We start from the raw sequence: 19,449 nt of genomic DNA on the forward strand, positions 1-19,449 counted from the left end.
CACCATGACCAACTCGACCATCACCGCCGCCTATTACCGCGGCAACAAAACCTTTGAAGTAAAAGAGATCGAAGCGCGGCCCCCTGCGGCTGGCGAGGTTCAGGTGCGCGTTGCCTATTGCGGCATCTGCGGCACCGATCTGCATGCCTATCACGGCAATATGGACGCCCGTGTCGGCTTTGAGCGCATTCTCGGGCATGAGATGTCCGGCGTGATTTCGGCTGTGGGCGATGGCGTCGAAGGCTGGTCCGAAGGTGACGCCATTGTTGTGCGCCCGCTGGACCCCGGCGCGCCCAATCCGGCGACCGAGGCGGGGTATCATCACATCAGCCACAACCTGAAATTCATCGGGCTCGACACCGATGGCGCGCTGCAACAGCTGTGGAATGTGCAGGCCTTCACCCTGCACGCCCTGCCCGACGGGATGCGGCTGGACCATGCGGCGTTGATCGAACCGGTGGCCGTGGCCTGTCACGATGTGCGCATGGCCGGGCTTCAGGCGGGCGAGGATGTTGTCGTCATCGGCGGCGGCCCCATCGGCATTCTGGTTGCCATGGTGGCGCGCGATGCGGGCGGCAAGGTTGTGATCTCCGAGGTCAATCCGCACCGTCTGAAAATCGCAGAGCAGCTGGGTTTTGACACCGTCAACCCGATGGAAACCGACCTGAAGGCCGAGATCGAGGGCCGCACCGGTGGCAAGGGCGCGGAAGTGGTGTTCGAGGTCTCCGGCTCGCAACCCGGTGTCGATGCGATGACCGCCGTGGCCGCAACACGCGGACGCATCTGCATGGTGGCGATCCATGCGAAAAAGCCGGTTGTCGACATGTTCCAGTTCTTCTGGCGCGAGCTGAAGCTGATCGGCGCGCGGGTCTATGAACCCGAAGATTACGACAAGGCGATCGAATTGGTGGCCAGGGGCGCGATCGACGCGGATACGGTCATCACCGATGTCAGCCCGCTGGGCGATATTCAAAAGGCCTTCGAGGCGCTGGACGCCAGCCCGACCGCGCTGAAAAGCCTGATCAAGGTCGGAGAAACGGCATGAGCGTGTTGAGCAGCTTTGATCTGAGCGGCAAGACCGCCGTTGTCACCGGTGCCAAGCGCGGCATCGGGCGCGGCATGGCCGAAGCGCTGGCACAGGCTGGCGCCGATATCGTCGGTGTCAGTGCCACGCTCGCCCCCGGTTCCGAGGTCGAGCAGGCAGTGACCGCGCTGGGGCGCAAGTTCACCGCCTATCAATGCGATTTTTCGGACCGTGCTGCCGTGGCCGCCTTTGCCGCCCAGCTGGAGGCTGACGGCATCGCGCCCGATATCCTTGTGAACAATGCCGGCACCATCAAGCGCAAACCGGCGGCGGAACATCCCGACGATTGGTGGGATAAGGTGATCGAGGTCAACCTGTCGGCGCAATTCGTGCTCAGCCGTGAAATCGGCCGTGGCATGGTCGAACGGGGCCGGGGCAAGATCATCTTTACCGCCTCGCTTCTGACCTTCCAGGGCGGCATCACGGTGCCGGGCTATGCGGCGTCCAAAGGCGGCATCGGCCAGTTGACCAAGGCGCTGGCCAATGAATGGGCGGGCAAAGGCGTGAACGTCAATGCCATCGCACCCGGCTATATCGCCACCGACAACACCCAGGCGTTGCAGGATGACCCGGACCGGTCGAAATCCATCCTCGAACGTATCCCCGCCGGTCGCTGGGGCACCCCCCAGGACTTCGCAGGCCCGGCCGTGTTCCTTGCATCCCCGGCGTCGGATTACGTCAACGGCGAGATCCTGGTCGTCGATGGCGGCTGGATGGGCCGCTGAGATAACAGCCGATCCTTGACGCGCCGCACCCGTGATGCGCGCCACCCGGGCCGTCCATACAGGCGGCCGGGGTCGTCATCCTGCCCCGGGCCAAACACCGATGTGCCCGCAGGTCTTGCCCGTCGAACGAAGTCTCACAACATCAAAGAGAGCGAAGCCATGAACAAGCGATCTGTCGGGAAGACCGGGCTGGAGGTCACGGATGTGTCTTTTGGCTGTGGCTCCATCGGAAACCTGTACCGGAAGATCAGCGACGAAGAGGCTTCTGCGGTGCTCGATCACGCCTGGAAGGCGGGCATCCGCTATTTCGACACGGCCCCCCATTATGGCCGGGGCAGGTCAGAGGAACGTCTGGGCCGGTTCCAGGCCACCCGGGACCGGGCCGATATCGTGATCTCGTCCAAGGTCGGGCGCGTCCTGTCCCCCGGACAGGCGATGAACCATGCCGACGGCTTTATTGATCCTCTGCCCAATGACGTGCGGTACGACTATTCCGCCAATGGCATTGCACAATCCTTCGCGCAAAGCTGTGACCGGCTTCAGACCGACACCATCGATATTGTCTATGTCCATGACATCGGTCACAGGACACATGGCGCGGCCAACGACAAGCACATGAGCGCGCTCATGTCGTCGGGATTTGACGAATTGCTGCGGCTGAAACGTATGGGCCGGATCAAGGCTTTTGGATTGGGCGTGAACGAAACGCAGGTCTGTCTTGACGTGATGGACGAAGTGCCGCTTGACGTGATCCTGCTGGCCGGGCGGTTGACGCTTCTGGAGCGTACCGCAGAAGAGGCCCTGACCGAACGTTGCCGCGAAGCAGGAACCAGCCTGGTTCTGGGAGGTGTCTTCAACTCGGGCATTCTGGCAACCGGTCCGGTCGAAGGCGCAACCTACAACTACAAACCGGCGTCCGACGAGATCAAGACCAAGGTCGCCAGTCTTCAGGAAAAGGCGGCTGAACGCGGACTGACCCTGCCGACCGCGGCCTTGCATTTCGCCCGGAATTACCCCAGCGTCGCTTCCATCCTTATCGCCTCCGGCAAGGTTTCGACGCTCGCGCGCAACCTTGATGCGCTGGCACAAGCGGTGGACGGCGCGGACATTGCCGCAATTTCGGCAGGTCTGTAGCGATCCATGCAGGCCGTCGCAAGACGTAGACACGGCATGAAGACATGGGCGCAATACTCTCTTTGAGGGGGGCAAAGACCGCGCGCAACTTTTTCGGTCATATTGCACACACCCCACCCCATTTTGCCCCGGATTAATTTCCTTTCCCGGACCCAATCGGGATGATAGCCAATCAGGATCATGTCCGGCGCGGGTTCGGGCAAAATATGTAACCGGGTGATCGGAACGCCGCTTATATCAATTCGTAGCTCTGGACTGAGTTGTTCAGCACCATGTCGGCGACTGCTGCGTCGAATGATTTGAAGTGGCTGGTTTCGACGTGTCGGCCAAAGGCGGCTTTGTCGGTGTATAATTCATAGAGAAAGACGCGGTCCCGGTCTTCGGACAGGCAGACGTCAAATCGGTGGCAACCGGCTTCGTCTTCGAGCGAGCGGGTTGCGTTTTCCAGCATCAGCGGCAGAAACGCGTCCATTTGGCCGGGGTGGGGTTCGAAGGTGACGGTGATAACGTACATGGAATAACCTTTTTCGGCGGCGGCAAGGTACCGGAATCGCCTGAATTCGGCACCTTGACGGGCAATCGTGGCCGATAGAACCGACCTGCCCGATCCGGCTAAGGTGTTCGCCAATTCGGACAGGTCGATGACAGCCTCGGCTATGGTGCCTAAGCGGCCCGGCTCTCTTAACCCAACAGGTCGAGAAGTTCGTTTGTCACGGCTTTCGTGCCCATGTCGCCACCAAATTCCATGGGTCGCAGACGGTTCGCCTCAAAGCCTTTTTGCACGGCGGATTCCACCATTTCGGCGGCTTCTGCCCAGCGTTCGTTGCCCGATCGCTCTGCGAGATAATCGAGCATCAATGCCCCCGAAAGCACGGCCGCTAGCGGGTTGGCCTTGTCCTGGCCCATGATGTCGGGGGCGGAGCCGTGCGCGGGTTGAAAGAGGCCATTTTCGTCGCCGATCTCGGCACATGCAGCCATGCCCATGCCGCCCACAAGGCCACCGCCCAGGTCGGAAAGGATGTCGCCAAACATGTTTTCCATCACCATCACATCGAATTCCCAAGGCTTGCGGATCAGATCCAGCGCCTGGGCGTCTACATAGTTATAAGAGGCTTCGATCCCGTCATATTGCGGCGCGATCTCTTTAAAGATCTTGCGAAAGAAGGCCATGGAGTTGAACACATTTGCCTTGTCCACGCAGGTCAGCTTGCCCGGGCGGCCACGTGCCTTGCGCTTTTCGGCCAGCCGGAACCCGAAATGAAAGAGCTTTTCGCTGGTGCGCCGGGTGATGCGCAGGGTGTCGCACACCTCTTCATCGGTGTGAACATTCGGGCGGCCATGGGTTGCCGCGGAAAAGAACAAACCTTCGGTGGATTCGCGCAGGATCACCATGTCGATCCCGGCGGCCCGAGGGTCTGCCAGCCGCTGCGGGGCATTCGGGTACGCCTTGACCGGGCGGACGCCTGCATAAAGGCCATAGCGATCCCGCAGCCGCAGGTGTGGCGCAATCTCTGTCCCGTCTTCATGGCGCACCGACGGCATGCCGATGGCACCGAGGAAAATCGCATCGAGTTCTCCGGCACGCACCTCGCCGCCGGGCGCGATGTCGTGCCCGGTTTCCTTGTAATAACCGGCGCCGGCGAGGATCTCTTCGTAGGTGAGCGCGGGAAGCCCGGCTTTGGCTACGGCGGCATCCACAACGGCGATTGTTGCGTCCGCTACGTCCACGCCTATCCCGTCGCCCCGAATGAGCGCAATTCCCAGTTTCTCTGACATGTTTTTTCCTTCCGGCCTAAAGTTGGCCCAATTTGTACTTTTCGAGAATGGCCAGCAGTTCCTCGGCGGACCTCGTGCGGTGCTGCTTGAACAGGCGGCGTGTAGACTCTCCGTCGCCCGCGAGCAGATATTCCAGAATTTCGCGGTGTTCTTGGGTGGAACGGTGGGGCGGTCCGCGCATCCGCATGGTCACGACCCGCGCCCGATGGGCCTGATCGTATAGCGCGCGAACGAAGTCTTTGATGCGGCGATTGCCTTGAAGATCCAGCAGGATTTGATGAAAACGATCGTCTGCCTCGGCCCATGTATCAAGATCTTCGGACTCCAGCGCGGCCTCCATGTCGGCGGTCGCCTCTGCCAGCGGGCTAAGCTCTTCTGCGCTGGGGCGTGTCTCCGCGTAGCGCGCAGCGGCGTCGGGTTCGAGCGAGGTCAGGATTTGATAGATCTCACGCATGTCTTCGGCGCGGATCGGCAATACCCGCACGCCACGGCGCGGAATCAATTCCACCAACCCCTCGGCTTCCAGCCGGATCAGTGCCTCGCGCACCGGGGTTCGGCTCATGCCAAGTCGCAGGGCGATTTCAGGCTCCGGAGCCTGAAAGCCAGAAGGCAGCCGATTGGTGCGAATTTCCTCTTTCAGCCGCGCATAGGCAGCCTCGACGAGTGATAATTTTATAGCCTCTGCCATCTGAAAGCGGCTCCTTTGGTTGAGAGCATAATCGCACTTCGTGTCGGCGCCGTCAAATACATTAATGTACACATTGACGGATGCAATAGAAAATGCCTTATTGTGAGGCATGTCGGTCAACCGACGAAAAAGGCCCGACCGCGGGCAGGAGGAGGAAAGATGAAACGGATAATTCTTACGGCGGCAGCATTGTCGTTGGCAGCCACAGCTGCGAGTTCGCAAACGGTTCTCAAGATTCAGTCTTCGGCGCAAAGTGGCGCTTTTGAATACAGCTACCTTGAAGATGAATGGGGTAAACGCCTGGCTGCCATGACCGGCGGCGAAGTCACGATAGAGTTCTTTCCGATCAACGCGATCGTCGATCGCAACGAGACGCCAGAGGCGGTGATGGCCGGGGTGCTCAGCGGTGACCTCAATTCGGTGGCATATTTCACGGGCCGCAATCCGGCCTTTGCAATCATGGGCGACCTGATCGCCGGCGACGACTCACCCGAGCAGGTACAAACCTTTTGCCGCCACGGCGGTGGGCGCGATGCGCTGCAAGACTTGTGGGATACGGCGCTGCCCGATGCCCTGCATGTTGTCGGCTGCGGTGCCGTTTCCAAAGAGGCGCTGGTGTCCACGGTCGAAATTCGCGGCGTTGACGATCTGGATGGCGTGAAGATCCGGTCGCCCTCTGGCCTTGCCGCCACTGTCTTTCAGAAAGCAGGCGCGGCACCAGTCTCGATGTCGATCAGCGATGTGTTCACCTCACTCGAGAAGGGCGTGATCGACGCCGCTGATGCCTCGGCTTACATCAACAACTCAACCAGCGGGTTCCACCAGGTTGCCAAGTATCCGCTTTATCCCGGCATCCATTCCATGGCGATGCGCCAGTTCGTCATCAATCAAGGCGTCTGGGACGGAATGACCGAAGACCAGCAGCTTGCCGTCGAAACCTGGTTCTATGCGTCGTATGACGACCTGCGTCGGCAACTTGATCTTCAGGACAAGCAGCAAGTGCAGGCAGACAAGGCCGCCGGTGAGATCACCGTGGTCGACTGGAGCCAGGAAGAGCGCGACAAATTCCGCGTTCTGGCCGCTGAGGCATGGGAAGAAACGGCCGCTAAGTCGCCCGAAGCCCGCAAGGCACTTGATGCCCATTATAGCTTTATGAAGCAGATCGGTCTTCTGAACCAATAACGACAACAAACTGGAAAAGGGGCGCGCCCGGACGCTTGCCCCTTTTCGCCACCGGGGAGGGTAGGATGCAGGCATTCGTCGAAAATATGGGGAAGATTTCGGTCTTCCTGGGCAAGGTGTGCGGGGTTTTCTACCTCGCGGCAGTTTCCTTGTCACTCTATGAGGTTTTTATGCGTTACGTGTTCGGCGCGCCAACCTCCTGGACATCGGAAATGATCATGGTTTTGGTGGCGACCGCCTGGATGCTCTGCGTCGGCGCCGTCACCCAGCAACGGCGGCATATCACCGTCACCACGATGGAAATTCTGGTGGGTGAGAAACTTTGGGGCCGCATGAAGAAGCTGGCAATCGTATTGTCGATGATCGGCGTTGCCGGACTTTTCATCATGCTTTGGGGGCCGATGGTGAAGGTGCTCAAGGCACCGCAAACCACCGGCAGCGCCTTTGATCCCTATACGCCCACATACGTCAAGACGATGCTCGTGGTCTCGGCTGCGCTTTATTTCCTTCAACTGCTCGCAAATCTGCTGACGCCGACGCCAAAAACACAGGCCGCGGCCGAAATGGGAGTTGAATGATGGGCATTGAGCTGATCACAATCTGCATCGTAACCGCGCTTTTCAGCCTCATGGCAATTGGGGTGCCGCTTGGGGCCTCCACGCTTTTGATCTCGGTCTGCACCGCTTATTTCGCTTATGGCACAAACGGTTTCATCCTTGTGACCTCTGCTGTCTCCAAGGTGATGGACAAGCAGACGCTGGTGGCGGTGCCCTTCTTTGTTTTCATGGCCAATATCATGGAACGATCCGGGGTCGCCAAGGAACTGTTCAACTCCATGGCTGTGCTCGGCGGCCAAATGCGCGGTGGCGTTGCCGTTCAGACCTGCCTTGTGGCCGTGGTGCTTGCCGCCATGTCGGGTATTGTGGGCGGCGAGATTGTGCTGTTGGGCCTGATCGCCTTGCCGCAAATGTTTCGGCTTGGGTATGACCGCAAACTCTCTATCGGGGTGCTTTGCGCATCGGGGTCTTTGGCCACACTCATTCCGCCCAGTGTCGTGCTTATCGTTTACGGTGCCGAAGCGGGTGTTTCCGTGCGCGACTTGTTCACCGCAGGCGTTGGCCCGGGCGTTTTGCTGGCCGCTCTCTATATCGGGTATGTGCTTGTCCGGGTAAAATTGAACCCCGCCGTGGGGCCGGTTTATGACGCGCCCGAAGCCCGGCTGTCGTTTTTCCAACGGCTCTCGTATCTCAAGGGGCTGATCTTGCCGTTCTTGCTGATTTTCGGCGTTCTTGGTTCGATCTATGGCGGTATCGCAACGGTCACGGAATCCGCAGCCATTGGTGCTCTTGGCTCATTGATTGTTGCTGCCGCACGCCGCGAATTGACCTTTCAGGGCGTGCGAGAAGCGCTCTGGGCGACAACCATCACGACCGGTTCGATCCTTTGGTTGATCATCGGCGCGGTGAGCCTTGTCGGGATCTACAACCTGATGGGCGGCACGCGCTTTTTGAGCGGCATTCTGACCGGGCTGGACATGGCACCGATCATGGTCATCATCGTGATGATGCTGATCATCTTTTTTCTGGGCACGTTTCTGGAATGGATCGCGATTGTTTTTATCACGGTGCCGGTCTTTGCGCCTGTCGTGGTACAACTTGGGTATGATCCGGTATGGTTTGGCATACTTTTTGCGATGAACATTCAGGTTTACATGCTCTCCCCCCATTTGGGCCCGCCTGTTTCTATCTCAAAAGCGTCGCGCCCAAGGATGTCACGCTTCAAGAGATCTTTCTCGCCGTGCTTCCCTTTATTGGGCTTCAGATCATTGGCCTTGCGCTTGTCATGGCCTTCCCACAGATCGCACTTTGGCTGCCGGGCCTCTAGAAAGGACATCGCCATGGATACAAATGACGAAGATCACAAGATTTACGATTTCGGGTGGTGGCCAGAGATTATTGGCGCGATTGCCGTCGTAACGCTGGTTTGGGCATTGATCGCATTTGCACGTGGATCAATCTGATTTGCGTAACCACGCCATTGATACCGCGGCCTATTCGGCTTGACTGAACGGCTCTCCAAACCGGCAATGGATGGCTGCAATATGGCTCGGGAAAGCCCTGCACTGCTGCCTGGCCAGGATTTCCCAATGCTGCTGGCGCGACAAAGACCCGTCGTGGGGATGCTGCAAAAGCAGCATCCCGTTTCGGTGGCAAGCTGCGCTCAGGACCGTTCCCAGACGGGTAAACGTTTCGGACGAAGGATAGGGTCAGCCATGATCACCCTGCGGATAGGGCCTCGGCAATCTCTGCGTTGCTGAGTGCTTTGCCAGCGATATTCCATGTCCCGTCAACCGCATGAACACCGTTTGACCAAATGCGGTCCTTTGAAAGCGTGCCACCCGAAAGATCGTGCAGGATTTGCGTCGCTTCACAAAAAAACGCGGCCTGGACCGCCCGGTCTGCGAGCGCGAAAGATGGCGTTTTGGTTTCGACCCATGCACCGGCAACCGGCTTGCCGCCGGAAAAGGTGCTCTCCTTTGGCAAAACAACGAGATGGGCGGTCACATTGGGTGTCATCACCCTGTGTCCGGCCAATCCGTGATGCTTGAGGAAAGCGTCAGTGATTTGAGCAACGGCAACGGCTTCCTGCCCGGCAGGCAGGACACCTTGTGTGAGTGTAAGTGTAATTGGCATACCAAGTTTCCTTTGATTGCAAAATGCAATACGTAATTCGACAGCCTTACGCATTGCACTTTGCAAGTTATCTTTCTAAGGTGGCGGCATGAAACCCGAAACGCAAAAACGCACCTCTGGCTGCCCCGTCGCATTTGGGCTGGATACCTTCGGGGATCGCTGGACCCTGCTGATCATTCGCGAAATCATGCTGGCCGGCAAAAGGACCTATAGTCAGTTCCTCCAGTCAGAAGAGGGGATCGCCACCAACATCCTTGTTGATCGCCTCAAGCAGCTTGAGAGTAATGGGATCGTTGAGAAAAACCGTGACCCGGAAAATCGCCGCAGTTTTATCTACAGCCTCACGCAAAAAGGCCGCGACCTCGCCCCGATCCTGATTGAAATTGTAATATGGAGCGGCAAATACGACGAGAGAGCGGTCGCGAAGCGCGACGTTTTGGAAAAGATCCAGCGCGATCGCGTTGGCTTTGAAAATGAGCTGCGTGAGGGTTGAATTCAAAATCGGATGTTGGGGGCATTTGACAATCGCCTCGCGGAGACCCTGTCGAAATTGCGATCTGGACCGGAACGACCATACAAGAAAACAGGTTCTGATCCTCATCCGAGGGTCGGAAGGCACCGGCGCGCAGACCTGTGTCCCGATGTCCGACATCGGCACTTCGATCGCACAATTTCTCGACGTTCGATATAGTGGCGCTGGCACCCCGAACCGAAGGGCCACAGCGTCAAGCGGCTCCCCTCTTCCGGCGATTCCCAGCCGTCAGGCCCAGGTGTCACTTGATCGGCATTGATACCTACATCACGCCAAAGGTTTCAAAGGCTTCGGTGGCGCTCATGCCGTTACGGATTGCATCTGCAACGGCGTTTTCGGTAGAGGCCTTCTCCAATGCCAACTCAATAGCCTCCTGCTCTGCTGATTGCGGAATGACCAGAACACCTTCGTCGTCTCCGAACAGAAGATCGCCGTTTTGCACTGTCAGATGGTTCATCTCAATGGGCACCCGATAGTCGAGGACCTTGCCGCGCACGCCTTGATCCTGGGCAAAACTGCCACGGGAAAAGACCGGGAAATCAAGATTTCGGATTTCGCCGGTATCGCGAATAAATCCGTTCAGGATGGCGCCTGCGGCATTCAGGTGCTGCGCCCGTGTCGACATCAACCCACCCCAAAGCGCGTATTCGAATGACGAACCCGACGCGATATAGATCTCGTCAGATTTGAGATCATCCAATGCCGCGAACATGACGCCAAACGGTACATCCGACAAAGGACCATGGCCGCGGCCTTCTGGATAATCGGCCTCCAGTACGGTCATTGCACGCCCGACCAATTTGGTATTCTCGACAAGAGGTTTGATCGGTTGCGGCAAATACTGATGGCGAAACCCCATCGTATCCAAAACGTCCCCGACAACGGCCGTACACAGCGAGGTTTTGATTTTTCTGAAGGTTTCGGCGTCTTTCATGTCGGGTATCCTTGTTTGATTTCAGGCCCACACGCCGCCCTGTAAACGCACGACGCGGTCTGTGATTTGTGTTGCATCCACGGATGCTGGTTGGCGGGCGACTGCGTTGCACCAGAGAATGTCATTCGTGTTCCCGGTTCTGCCTATCTCGCGGAAGAGAGATTGTAGAAATCGGTCCCGGTTCGCCAGAAAATGGCATGCTGCGCGTCCTCAGACAGGTGGCGGACCAGTTTTCGGGCTGTCTGGCACCACGTTGGATAGTCAGAGGCGAGGTTCACCACCGGCCAGTCACTTCCCCACATAAGCTTTGACGGACCAAAGCAGTTCAGCACGTGATCGGCAAAGGGCGCAATTTGATCAAGAGACCACGCCGGGCCAACCTCTGTGACCATGCCCGAAAATTTGCAAAAAACATTGGGACAACGTGCAAGGGCCGACATGCCATTGATCCATTTGCCATCAGGAAGGTTCCCCGCGCCCATGTCCGGTTTGGCGATATGATCAATCACTATTTTCAGATCGGGATAGGTCTTGGCGACACAGGCCATGACCTCAAGATGCCGGGGCTGAATGAGCGCATCAAGGCACAGCCCGATCGCTTGCATATGGGCAAGGGCGGGTTGGACTTCTGGCCGCAGAATCCAGTCATCTGCAACAATGTTTTGCAGCATCGGGCGCAGCCCCTTGAGCATTGGATTGCGCCGCAGCCGATCAATCAAATCCGGGGCGTCCGGGCTATCCAACGGAACCCAACCGACAACCCCGGCAATAACAGCATGCTGGTCTGCAAGCGCCAACAGAAACTCGGTTTCCGCAACCGTGTCTGTTGCCTGAACAAGGATCGTCTTTGCCACGCCATTGGCATTCAGATGCGGGGCAAGGTCATCGGGCAAAAAGTCGCGCAAAATCTGCGCAACACTTTCATCCGGCCACGGATAATCACCACGGGCCAATTGCCAGAAGTGCTGATGCTCATCCAAAATCATGGCAATTCCTTGGCTTGGCTCGCCAATTTGGCAAGATCGTCCCACAACGCCGCTGGCAATGGCGTATTGAGAAGCGCCAGATTCCGCTGAAGTGACGCCGGTTTCGACGTGCCAATCAAAGTCGAGACGATGAGGTCATGACGCCCCGGAAATTGCAAAGCAGCGGCGGCCAACGGCACATTGTGTTTGGCGCAAATATCCAAAAGCGCCTGAACATGGTCCAAAACATTCTTTGACGCGGGCGCATAATCATACATCGCGCCCTCCACTGGTCCTGTGGCGAGAATGCCCGAATTGAACACCCCGCCGATGACGATCCGAATTTCGTTCGCGCGGCACATGGGCAACAGCCCAAGCGCCGCAGTTTGATCCAGAAGCGTGTAGCGCCCGGCAAGCAAAATCGTGTCCAGCTCCATGCGCCCGATCAGGGTTTCACATGCGCTGACGGTGTTTACCCCCAATCCGATCTGGCGCGTGACACCTTCGGCCTTGAGCTTCGACAACGCAAGATGTCCACCGTCAGTCAACGCAGCCATATGCCCCGGCGTATCCGTGCCAACGTTCGGATCGCCGATGTCATGCACATACAAGATGTCGACGTGATCAAGGCCAAGACGCCCCAGAGACCCCTCGACGGATCGCATGATGCCATCATAGCTGTAATCAAAATGCTGATCGAAGGGCAAAGGGCTGTGAAAGCCATTCACAGGCACTTGCGGCGCGCTTGACGGGGTCAAAACGCGTCCAACCTTGGTAGAGATCACATAGCCGTCCCTCCCCTTCAGGAAGTGACCCAGACGGTGCTCTGACATGCCGTTGCCATAATGCGGTGCCGTGTCAAAATAGCGAAGACCCGCATCCCATGCGGCTTGCAGCAGGTCTTGTGCGGTATCGTCATCCATAGGGGCGTACAGGCCACCGAGGCTCGAACACCCGAATGCCACAGGGCATTCACCTTTACGCATCTTCGGATACCGGCGCATTGGCCACGATGAATTTCGTCACCGCGCGCGGATCGTTTTCCCATGCCGCCAGGGCCTCTGCGACCTTGTCAAAGGGGAACACCCCCGAGATGGTTTTGTCGGCGGGATAAGCGCCGCTTTCGACATAGCCCACCACATCGAGGAAATCTTGCTGCAGCGCGCCACGAGAGCCGCGAATATCCAATTCCTTGGTCAGGATCAGCTTGGTGTCATAGGTCACAGGGGCCTTTGAATAGCCAATATAAACCACCCGCCCGACCGAGGCCGCAACATCAACACAGGCCAAAAACGTTTGTGCCAGCCCCACCGCTTCGATGGCGACCTGGACGCCGTTGCCGGCTGTCATCTCATGGATGCGCGCAACGGGATCGGTGGTGGCGCTGTTGACGACCTCTTTGGCCCCTACGGTCCGCGCAACGTCGAGTTTTGCGTCGTCGATATCAACCGCAATCACCGTCGCCCCCACCCGCACGCAGCCCGCGATCACGCCAAGCCCAATGGCCCCGCAACCGAACACCGCGACGGTGTCGCTGGCGCTCACTGCGCCACGGCGCACCGCATGAAAGCCGACGGCCATCGGCTCGATCAATGCCAGGTGGTTGGGGTCTGTCACTGTTGAGGTGACGACGCGCTCCCATGGGACTGCGATCTGTTCGGTCAACGCGCCCTCGCGCTGCACGCCCATGGTTTGATTGTTGCGACAGGCGTTGATCCGCCCCGTCTGACAGGCATAGCAGGTGCCGCAATTCTTGTAGGGGTTAAGCGTGACACGCTGTCCTTTTGCAAACCCCTCTGGCACATCCGCGCCCACGGCCAGAATCGTCGCAGCGATCTCATGGCCGGGGATGCGCGGGTAGCTGACCAGCGGGTTCAACCCCTTGAATGTATTAAGGTCAGAGCCGCACAGACCGACACGATCCACATGCAACAGGACCTCGCCTGCCTTGATCTGGGGCGGGTCGATTTCGCCAAAATGGGTGGCGCCCGGCCCGTCAATAAAGAATGCTTGCATGGTCTAAAATCCACTCACTGCGCCGCCATCGACGACTAAGGTATGTCCGGTCACAAAGCCCGCGGCGGGCGCACACAGATAGGTTGCCGCCCATCCAATATCAGTGGCCGCGCCCATGCGGCCCATTGGCGTGCGTGACAGGATTTTGTGTTTGCGTTCGGGGTCGCCCGAGAGGGCTTTTTCCGTCATCGGCGAGGTGATCCACCCCGGCGCGATGGCGTTCACACGGATGCCGTCGCCGCCCACCTCGGCGGCGGTGCCGCGCACCAGCCCCAGCACGGCGGATTTGGCGGCGGAATAGCCGATCACCTGCGGGATCGAAAGGTAAGACGCCATAGAGGCGATGAACACGATGCTGCCCGAATGCGCCCTGCGCATGGCGGGAATGGCCAATTGGCTCAACCGAAAGGCCGCCACCACATGCACGTCCAGGACGTTTTGCACGTCCTCGTCCGTCATCTCGAGATAGGGTTTTTTGACATGGGTGCCCGCGTTGTTGATAAGACAATCGAGCGTCCCGAACCGCGCGGTGCAGGCGTCGATCAGGCCCTTTGCCGCCTCCGCATCGGTGACATCGGCCACATGATACGACGCAGCGGGCCCGAGTTTTTCAACCGCGGCGGTCAGCTTTGCCTCTGACTGGCCCGCAATCATCACCCGCGCGCCAGAGGCCACGAAACATTGCGCGATGCCAAGGCCAAGGCCACTCCCCCCGCCTGTGACAAGCGCGGTTTTTCCGTCAAGCCGGAACGGGTTTTCAATCAAGGTATCCATCAGGCCATCAGCCCCCCAATATCGCGGCTTACGCTGTCATAACTCTGGCCGGGACAGGCAATTCCATCGACCACACCGGTGATTTTGCGCTCTTTGAACACGACGATCCTGCTGGCGAGCGAGATCATTTCCGGCATGTCAGACGAAATCAGGATCACCGATTTTCCTTTGGTGTTGGCGAGATCCCAGACGATGTCGTGGATGGTGGATTTTGCGCCCACATCCACGCCGACACTTGGCTCGTCGATGATCAGAATATTGCTGTCAGCAGCCAGCCATTTGGCGATGGAAATCTTCTGTTGATTGCCGCCGCTCAGGTTGCCGACCCGCTGGCCGATGCCCGTGGCGCGCACGTCCAGCGCCTCCATCATCTCTTGTGCCTTGGCCTCTTGCGCGCGGTTGTTGATGGCGCGGGTCAGGCGGTTGCGCAGACGTTTCCAGATGGTGATGGTCATGTTCGTCTCGATATCGAAATCGAGGAACAGACCCTCTTCTTTGCGGTTCTCCGAGATGTAGCCAATGCTATGGCGCTCGACGCAGTGCTGCACCGAATTGATCTGCACCTCTTCACCCGCAACCAACAGCGTGCCCGCGTGTTTGGGCAAATAGCCGATGATGGTTTTGGCAAGTTCCGTGCGCCCCGATCCAACCAGCCCGTAAAAGCCCAGAATCTTCGCCGCGCCGCAGGGAGAAGCTCGCGTCTTCGATCAGCCCATGCGATGTCAGCCCCCTGGCCTCAAGCACGATATCCTTTGGGTCGGTGTGCAATTGATCGTAGGTCTCGATCTGGATCTTGCGGCCGATCATCATCTCGATGATGCCCTCGCGGTCCAGTTCGGACATGGATTTGGTGCCCACGTGCTGACCGTCGCGCAGCACGGTGATCATGTCGCAAATCTCTTGCACTTCTTCCAACTTGTGCGAAACGAAGATCATCGTGATCCCCTTGTCGCGCAGTTCAGAGATGAAGCTCGAACAATTTGCGCACTTCACTCACCGTGATCGACGATGTCGGTTCATCAAGCAGGATGACACTGGCATCGCGCGACAGGGCTTTGGCGATTTGCACCAGTTGCTTTTGCGCCGCGCTCAGGCCGCCGATGGGGTGTTCGGGATGAAGGTCAAGACCGACGCGCTTGAGGTAGATTTCCGCGTCGCGGTTCATCCGCACCCAGTCGATCCCAAGCGGACCCCGGTAGATCTCCAGCTTGTCCATCATGATGTTCTCGGCGATGCTGCTTTCGGCAAACACCTGAATTTCCTGGTTCACGATGGTGATGCCGTGGCGCATTCCGTCCTTGAGCGACCCGAGGTTGAGCACCTTGCCGTCAAGCGCGATCTCGCCGCTGTCGGCCTTGTGGATGCCACAGATCGCTTTGATGAGCGTGCTTTTCCCCGCACCGTTTTCCCCCAAGAGCGCATGCACTTGGCCGGGGTGGAAGGTCACAGACACATCGTCCAGCGCCTTCACCCCTGGGAAACTCTTGCTGATATTACGAAGTTCGAGCGTCATTTTTTGCCTGCCTTCCCGCTCCAGACCTCTCGACCACGGTCGAGAAGAATGGTGAGCAGGATGATCGCCCCAAGGAAGGCTTGCTCAAAATAGACATTGGCTTGCAGCAGGATCAGGCCGTTTTTGATCAACACCATGATCAATGCGCCGCCAAAGATGCCGATCGCGGTGATACGCCCACCCGCCAGCGCCGTGCCGCCAATAATGGCAACAGCAAACGAGATGATGAGCCAATTCTCACCAATCGCCGGTTGCGCCGCCCCAAGGCGCGACACCCAAAGCAACCCGCCAACACCCGCGAAAAATGCAGAGAGCAGATTGGCCCCCATGATGACGCGATGGGTGTTGATCCCCGAGAGTTCCGCCGCCTCTTCGTTGCTGCCGGTGGCGAGCAATTGACGACCAAACACCGTATAACGGAACAGATACCATACGGCGATCAGCGTGAAGATCATGAGGTAGAACAGATAGGGAAGACCCATGAAATTCCCCCGCCCGATCTTGACGAAAAGGGGCGGGATTTCGCGGAAGGAATAGCCCTCGGAAATGCCGTATACGAAGCCGGTGAAGATAAAGAGCGTCGACAGCGTGACAATGAAAGAGTTCACGCCGAGCTTGGTCATCACAAAGCCGTTGAACGCGCCGGTAAGCAACGCCACAGCCATCGCACCCAACAGCGCGACCGGCAGCGGCAGGCCAAGCGTGTCGATGAGATAGCCAAAGATCACCGCCGTCAGACCCGCAATCGCGCCGACAGAGAGGTTCATATTGCCCGTGACCAACATCACCGCCTGCGCCAGCGCGACAAAGACATAAAGCGACTGCGTCCGCGTGAGGTTGAAGATATTGAACGGGGTCAGAAAGCTATCCGACAAAAACGAGAAGATCACGATGAGCAAAAGTGCGGCCCCCAGAATGCCTATTTCGGCTCCTGAGATCACTTTCCCATTTTTGAGTTTGCTGAAGGTCAAGGTGTTCACTTTCACTTAGTGGCGCGCTCAACCCCGAGGGGGAGCGACGCTGGTGGGTCTTGGTGGTGTGGTTGGGGAGGCGTGGTGGATCGCTTTTTGTGGCTGGCCCCCACGCGATAACGCAGGGACCGGCCGATGACGCGTAGGGAGGCTACTTCGTCAAATATTCGGTTTCCAGGTTGGCAATGATCGACTTGGTCAATGTGGCGATGTCATCCGCATAGGTGTCGAGATTGGCCGCGGTCACAGGAACAACACCCGCATCAATCGCGTGCACGCCTTCCTTGGCGGACCAGCCCTCGGACTTGTACTTCAGCAACACCATGGAAATGTAGCCGTGCCCAAACGGATTTTGCGCCATGGTGCCGTCAATATGCCCCGCCGCAATCGCGTCCATCACAACCGGATCCGTGTCGATGCCGAAGAAATGAATGCGTTCGCCACCGCCTTCGTGATACTCGGTCAGGATCTGCGCGATGGCCACGGTGGGCGTATAGCCCGTCGCGATGATCCCGTTGATTTTGCCTTGGTTCGCAGCCATGGCGGATTGAACTTTCTCGGTGCTTTCCTCAATCGTCGACATGTCGCCAACGGTTTGGATGATCTGCACGTTGGGATATTTGGCGACCACTTCCTCGACGCCTTCCTTGCGCAGCAGGGTTGCTTCGCTTGGCACTTCCAGCACGTTGAGGATATTGCCCTCGCCGCCCATTGCCGCAATCAGCTCCTCTGTCGCCAGCATCGCCGCTTCTTTCAGTTGCGTGCCAACGTAAAAGGAGGCTGGGGTGGGCTGCGTTGTCGCCTGGCCGAAATCGACCACATCAACGCCAAAGGAGACAAGCTCCTCATATAGCCCCTTCGCGGCGGTGACGTCGGCGGGGTAGATGGAAAAGGCGTTATACCCCTGTGCCGCCATGGCGGTGACGTTGTCGTTCTGGTTGTCCTGGGTCCAGTCCTGGCCAAGGCGCTTGAAGACTTCGACACCGTAGTCTTCTGCAAATTGATCGACACCTGTTTGCACTTCGTCGAAATAGGGATGCACCGTCGAGGCATACCATGCGTATTTGACGTCTTGCGCAAAAGCCCCCGTCGCAAAAACGGCCCCGGCCACGGCGGCAAGGCCGGTTTTCAGAATGTTTTTCATTGTTTTCCTCCAGTATTTTGCGCCCACTTGCGTCACGAGAGCGGACAGTTTCCGGGTTAACCCCGGTGTTCGAAAACCTGATGAGAACAACAGGAGTTCTCGACAAGATCCCAGTCGATATCGACACCCAGTCCATGACCTGACGGCGCATGGATATCCCCCTCGGCATCGATAAAGTCGTAATAGCTTTGCTTCATTGGCGCCTGAAACGTGTCTTCGGGCACAAACAATTCAAAGAAATCGCAATTCCGAACGGCACATGAAACATGCACATTCGCCATGTCCATTGGCCCCATCGTTGTGGTGTGCAATTCGCAGTTCATGCCATGTGCTTCGGCCAGGTAGCAGGACTTGAGCGTGCCCGTGATGCCCGCCTTCCAGGAAACGTCGGCGCGTACGGTATTTACGGCGTCGGACTTGATCGCCTGGGCGATCCCCCACGGGCCACCCCGCGTTGTCTCTGTGCCAACGATTTCAATATCCACGGCGGCCGTAAGCTTGGCATATTTGTCCAGCTCATAGTCGCGGAACGGCTCTTCGAGCCAGCGAAAGTTCAAGGTTTCCAGATGGCGCGCAACCTTGATTGCCTCGCTCAGAGAGTATTCCGCAACCGGGTCGGACATAAGGATCATGTCTGGTCCAACCGCATCGCGGACCGCTTGGTGAATGGCCATATCCATGTCACTCGGACCGCAGGGATGAATTTTATAAGCCTTGAAACCCTTGGCCTTATACCGCAGCGCCTCGGTCACGTATTCCTCGACCGTCTCCAACCACAAGCTGCTCGCGTAGACAGGAAGTTTTGATCGGTAGCTGCCGATAAACTGATGCAACGGCAGTTCTGCTGTCTTCGCCGCAGCATCCCAAATCGCGACGTCAATCGGGCCCGGCAGGAACACCGGAAAGAACGCGCCGTGGCGATCAATGTTCCAAAAGTCGTGCCAGATTTTTTCACGATCGGTGATGCTGCGCCCCAGGATGACTGGCGCAATCACATCTGCCAGATACGATTGGGTGACAGCCCCAGACCGCGCAGCCCAAAAAGTCGCCAGCCCCTCAACCCCGTCCGACGTTGTAATTCGACCAACGCCATAATCCCATGGCATGGGGGCAGCACCTTCGCGGCTTTCATCGAACAGCCCTTTTGGACGTGTGCAAATCCAGGTTTCGAACTTCTCAACTCTCATCAATCCTCCTAAGCGGTCGAAGGCAGATTTCCTTAACTCTGCGACCCGCGGGTGAGGAATGATCATTCGTATTGTCGGGGCATTCGTCTATGCTCAGATCTCCACAAAAATGTCACGCATGTCTCTTTCTG

The 19,449-nt window shown here is 58.0% G+C and carries 22 protein-coding genes; 7 read left to right on the forward strand and 15 right to left on the reverse strand.

Features of this window, described 5'->3' with window-relative positions:
- Positions 1–4: 4 nt before the first annotated feature.
- The 3 genes from AC0L4F_RS13685 (at position 5) to AC0L4F_RS13695 (ending at position 2,943) form a co-directional block, all read left to right on the forward strand.
- A complete protein-coding gene (locus AC0L4F_RS13685; RefSeq protein ID WP_244689138.1) occupies positions 5–1,045 on the forward strand; it encodes a zinc-dependent alcohol dehydrogenase in 1,041 nt (346 codons plus the stop codon).
- 2 nt (positions 1,046–1,047) lie between these two features.
- A complete protein-coding gene (locus AC0L4F_RS13690) occupies positions 1,048–1,809 on the forward strand; it encodes an SDR family oxidoreductase (RefSeq protein ID WP_244689724.1) in 762 nt (253 codons plus the stop codon).
- A gap of 159 nt (positions 1,810–1,968) precedes the next feature.
- Positions 1,969–2,943 (forward strand): aldo/keto reductase, encoded by a 975-nt coding sequence (locus AC0L4F_RS13695; RefSeq protein ID WP_244689140.1) that lies wholly within the window; start codon positions 1,969–1,971, stop codon positions 2,941–2,943.
- 232 nt (positions 2,944–3,175) lie between these two features.
- Here the strand turns inward: AC0L4F_RS13695 and AC0L4F_RS13700 are convergent, their stop codons facing one another.
- From AC0L4F_RS13700 to AC0L4F_RS13710, 3 genes are all read right to left on the reverse strand, one after another.
- Positions 3,176–3,457 (reverse strand): putative quinol monooxygenase, encoded by a 282-nt coding sequence (locus AC0L4F_RS13700; RefSeq protein WP_244689142.1) that lies wholly within the window; start codon positions 3,455–3,457, stop codon positions 3,176–3,178.
- A gap of 167 nt (positions 3,458–3,624) precedes the next feature.
- Positions 3,625–4,719 carry an isocitrate/isopropylmalate dehydrogenase family protein gene (locus tag AC0L4F_RS13705; protein ID WP_244689144.1) on the reverse strand — a complete coding sequence of 365 codons (1,095 nt, stop codon included), beginning with the start codon at positions 4,717–4,719 and terminating at the stop codon, positions 3,625–3,627.
- Positions 4,720–4,735: 16 nt separating this feature from the next.
- Complete coding sequence (locus AC0L4F_RS13710) at positions 4,736–5,518, reverse strand: GntR family transcriptional regulator (protein ID WP_244689147.1); 783 nt, start codon at positions 5,516–5,518, stop codon at positions 4,736–4,738.
- Between the two features lie 48 nt (positions 5,519–5,566).
- Here AC0L4F_RS13710 and dctP point away from each other — a divergent pair, with 48 nt between their 5' ends.
- From dctP to AC0L4F_RS13725, 3 genes are all read left to right on the forward strand, one after another.
- Positions 5,567–6,589, forward strand: coding sequence for a TRAP transporter substrate-binding protein DctP (gene dctP / locus AC0L4F_RS13715; protein ID WP_244689149.1), 1,023 nt, complete (start codon positions 5,567–5,569; stop codon positions 6,587–6,589).
- A gap of 65 nt (positions 6,590–6,654) precedes the next feature.
- The gene (locus AC0L4F_RS13720; RefSeq protein WP_244689151.1) at positions 6,655–7,167 is read left to right on the forward strand and encodes a TRAP transporter small permease subunit; all 513 of its coding nucleotides are present in this window, start codon (positions 6,655–6,657) and stop codon (positions 7,165–7,167) included.
- Complete coding sequence (locus AC0L4F_RS13725) at positions 7,164–8,609, forward strand: TRAP transporter large permease (RefSeq protein ID WP_473446526.1); 1,446 nt, start codon at positions 7,164–7,166, stop codon at positions 8,607–8,609. Before AC0L4F_RS13720 ends, AC0L4F_RS13725 begins: the two co-directional genes overlap by 4 nt.
- Positions 8,610–8,865: 256 nt before the next feature.
- Here AC0L4F_RS13725 and AC0L4F_RS13730 read toward each other — a convergent pair whose 3' ends face one another.
- Positions 8,866–9,348: a hypothetical protein gene (locus AC0L4F_RS13730; RefSeq protein WP_244689153.1), complete on the reverse strand. Its 483-nt coding sequence runs from the start codon at positions 9,346–9,348 to the stop codon at positions 8,866–8,868.
- Positions 9,349–9,370: 22 nt separating this feature from the next.
- Here AC0L4F_RS13730 and AC0L4F_RS13735 point away from each other — a divergent pair, with 22 nt between their 5' ends.
- The gene (locus tag AC0L4F_RS13735) at positions 9,371–9,775 is read left to right on the forward strand and encodes a winged helix-turn-helix transcriptional regulator (protein WP_244689155.1); all 405 of its coding nucleotides are present in this window, start codon (positions 9,371–9,373) and stop codon (positions 9,773–9,775) included.
- A gap of 301 nt (positions 9,776–10,076) precedes the next feature.
- Here AC0L4F_RS13735 and AC0L4F_RS13740 read toward each other — a convergent pair whose 3' ends face one another.
- The 11 genes from AC0L4F_RS13740 to AC0L4F_RS13790 all read right to left on the reverse strand — a co-directional run bounded on the left by AC0L4F_RS13740 (position 10,077) and on the right by AC0L4F_RS13790 (position 19,318).
- Positions 10,077–10,748 carry an RraA family protein gene (locus tag AC0L4F_RS13740; RefSeq protein ID WP_244689157.1) on the reverse strand — a complete coding sequence of 224 codons (672 nt, stop codon included), beginning with the start codon at positions 10,746–10,748 and terminating at the stop codon, positions 10,077–10,079.
- Between the two features lie 143 nt (positions 10,749–10,891).
- On the reverse strand, positions 10,892–11,734 hold the full coding sequence (locus AC0L4F_RS13745) for an amidohydrolase family protein (protein WP_244689160.1): 843 nt from the start codon (positions 11,732–11,734) through the stop codon (positions 10,892–10,894).
- Positions 11,731–12,717 (reverse strand): aldo/keto reductase, encoded by a 987-nt coding sequence (locus tag AC0L4F_RS13750; RefSeq protein ID WP_348524105.1) that lies wholly within the window; start codon positions 12,715–12,717, stop codon positions 11,731–11,733. The genes AC0L4F_RS13745 and AC0L4F_RS13750 overlap by 4 nt, the downstream gene beginning before the upstream one ends.
- Positions 12,692–13,729, reverse strand: coding sequence for a zinc-binding alcohol dehydrogenase family protein (locus AC0L4F_RS13755; RefSeq protein WP_244689164.1), 1,038 nt, complete (start codon positions 13,727–13,729; stop codon positions 12,692–12,694). Before AC0L4F_RS13755 ends, AC0L4F_RS13750 begins: the two co-directional genes overlap by 26 nt.
- A gap of 3 nt (positions 13,730–13,732) precedes the next feature.
- A complete protein-coding gene (locus AC0L4F_RS13760; RefSeq protein ID WP_244689167.1) occupies positions 13,733–14,503 on the reverse strand; it encodes an SDR family NAD(P)-dependent oxidoreductase in 771 nt (256 codons plus the stop codon).
- Positions 14,503–15,174 (reverse strand): ATP-binding cassette domain-containing protein, encoded by a 672-nt coding sequence (locus AC0L4F_RS13765; RefSeq protein WP_348524106.1) that lies wholly within the window; start codon positions 15,172–15,174, stop codon positions 14,503–14,505. The genes AC0L4F_RS13760 and AC0L4F_RS13765 overlap by 1 nt, the downstream gene beginning before the upstream one ends.
- Entirely contained in the window at positions 15,071–15,439 is a 369-nt protein-coding gene (locus tag AC0L4F_RS13770) for a hypothetical protein (protein ID WP_244689169.1), read from the reverse strand. The genes AC0L4F_RS13765 and AC0L4F_RS13770 overlap by 104 nt, the downstream gene beginning before the upstream one ends.
- Before the next feature lie 22 nt (positions 15,440–15,461).
- Complete coding sequence (locus AC0L4F_RS13775) at positions 15,462–16,016, reverse strand: ATP-binding cassette domain-containing protein (protein ID WP_244689172.1); 555 nt, start codon at positions 16,014–16,016, stop codon at positions 15,462–15,464.
- Positions 16,013–16,957, reverse strand: a complete 945-nt coding sequence (locus AC0L4F_RS13780; protein WP_244689174.1) for an ABC transporter permease — start codon at positions 16,955–16,957, stop codon at positions 16,013–16,015. Before AC0L4F_RS13780 ends, AC0L4F_RS13775 begins: the two co-directional genes overlap by 4 nt.
- Before the next feature lie 181 nt (positions 16,958–17,138).
- Entirely contained in the window at positions 17,139–18,131 is a 993-nt protein-coding gene (locus AC0L4F_RS13785; RefSeq protein WP_244689176.1) for a sugar ABC transporter substrate-binding protein, read from the reverse strand.
- 56 nt (positions 18,132–18,187) lie between these two features.
- Positions 18,188–19,318, reverse strand: a complete 1,131-nt coding sequence (locus tag AC0L4F_RS13790; RefSeq protein ID WP_244689179.1) for an enolase C-terminal domain-like protein — start codon at positions 19,316–19,318, stop codon at positions 18,188–18,190.
- Positions 19,319–19,449: the final 131 nt, after the last annotated feature.

The sequence above is a fragment of the Marinovum sp. J2-8 genome, assembly GCF_055808435.1.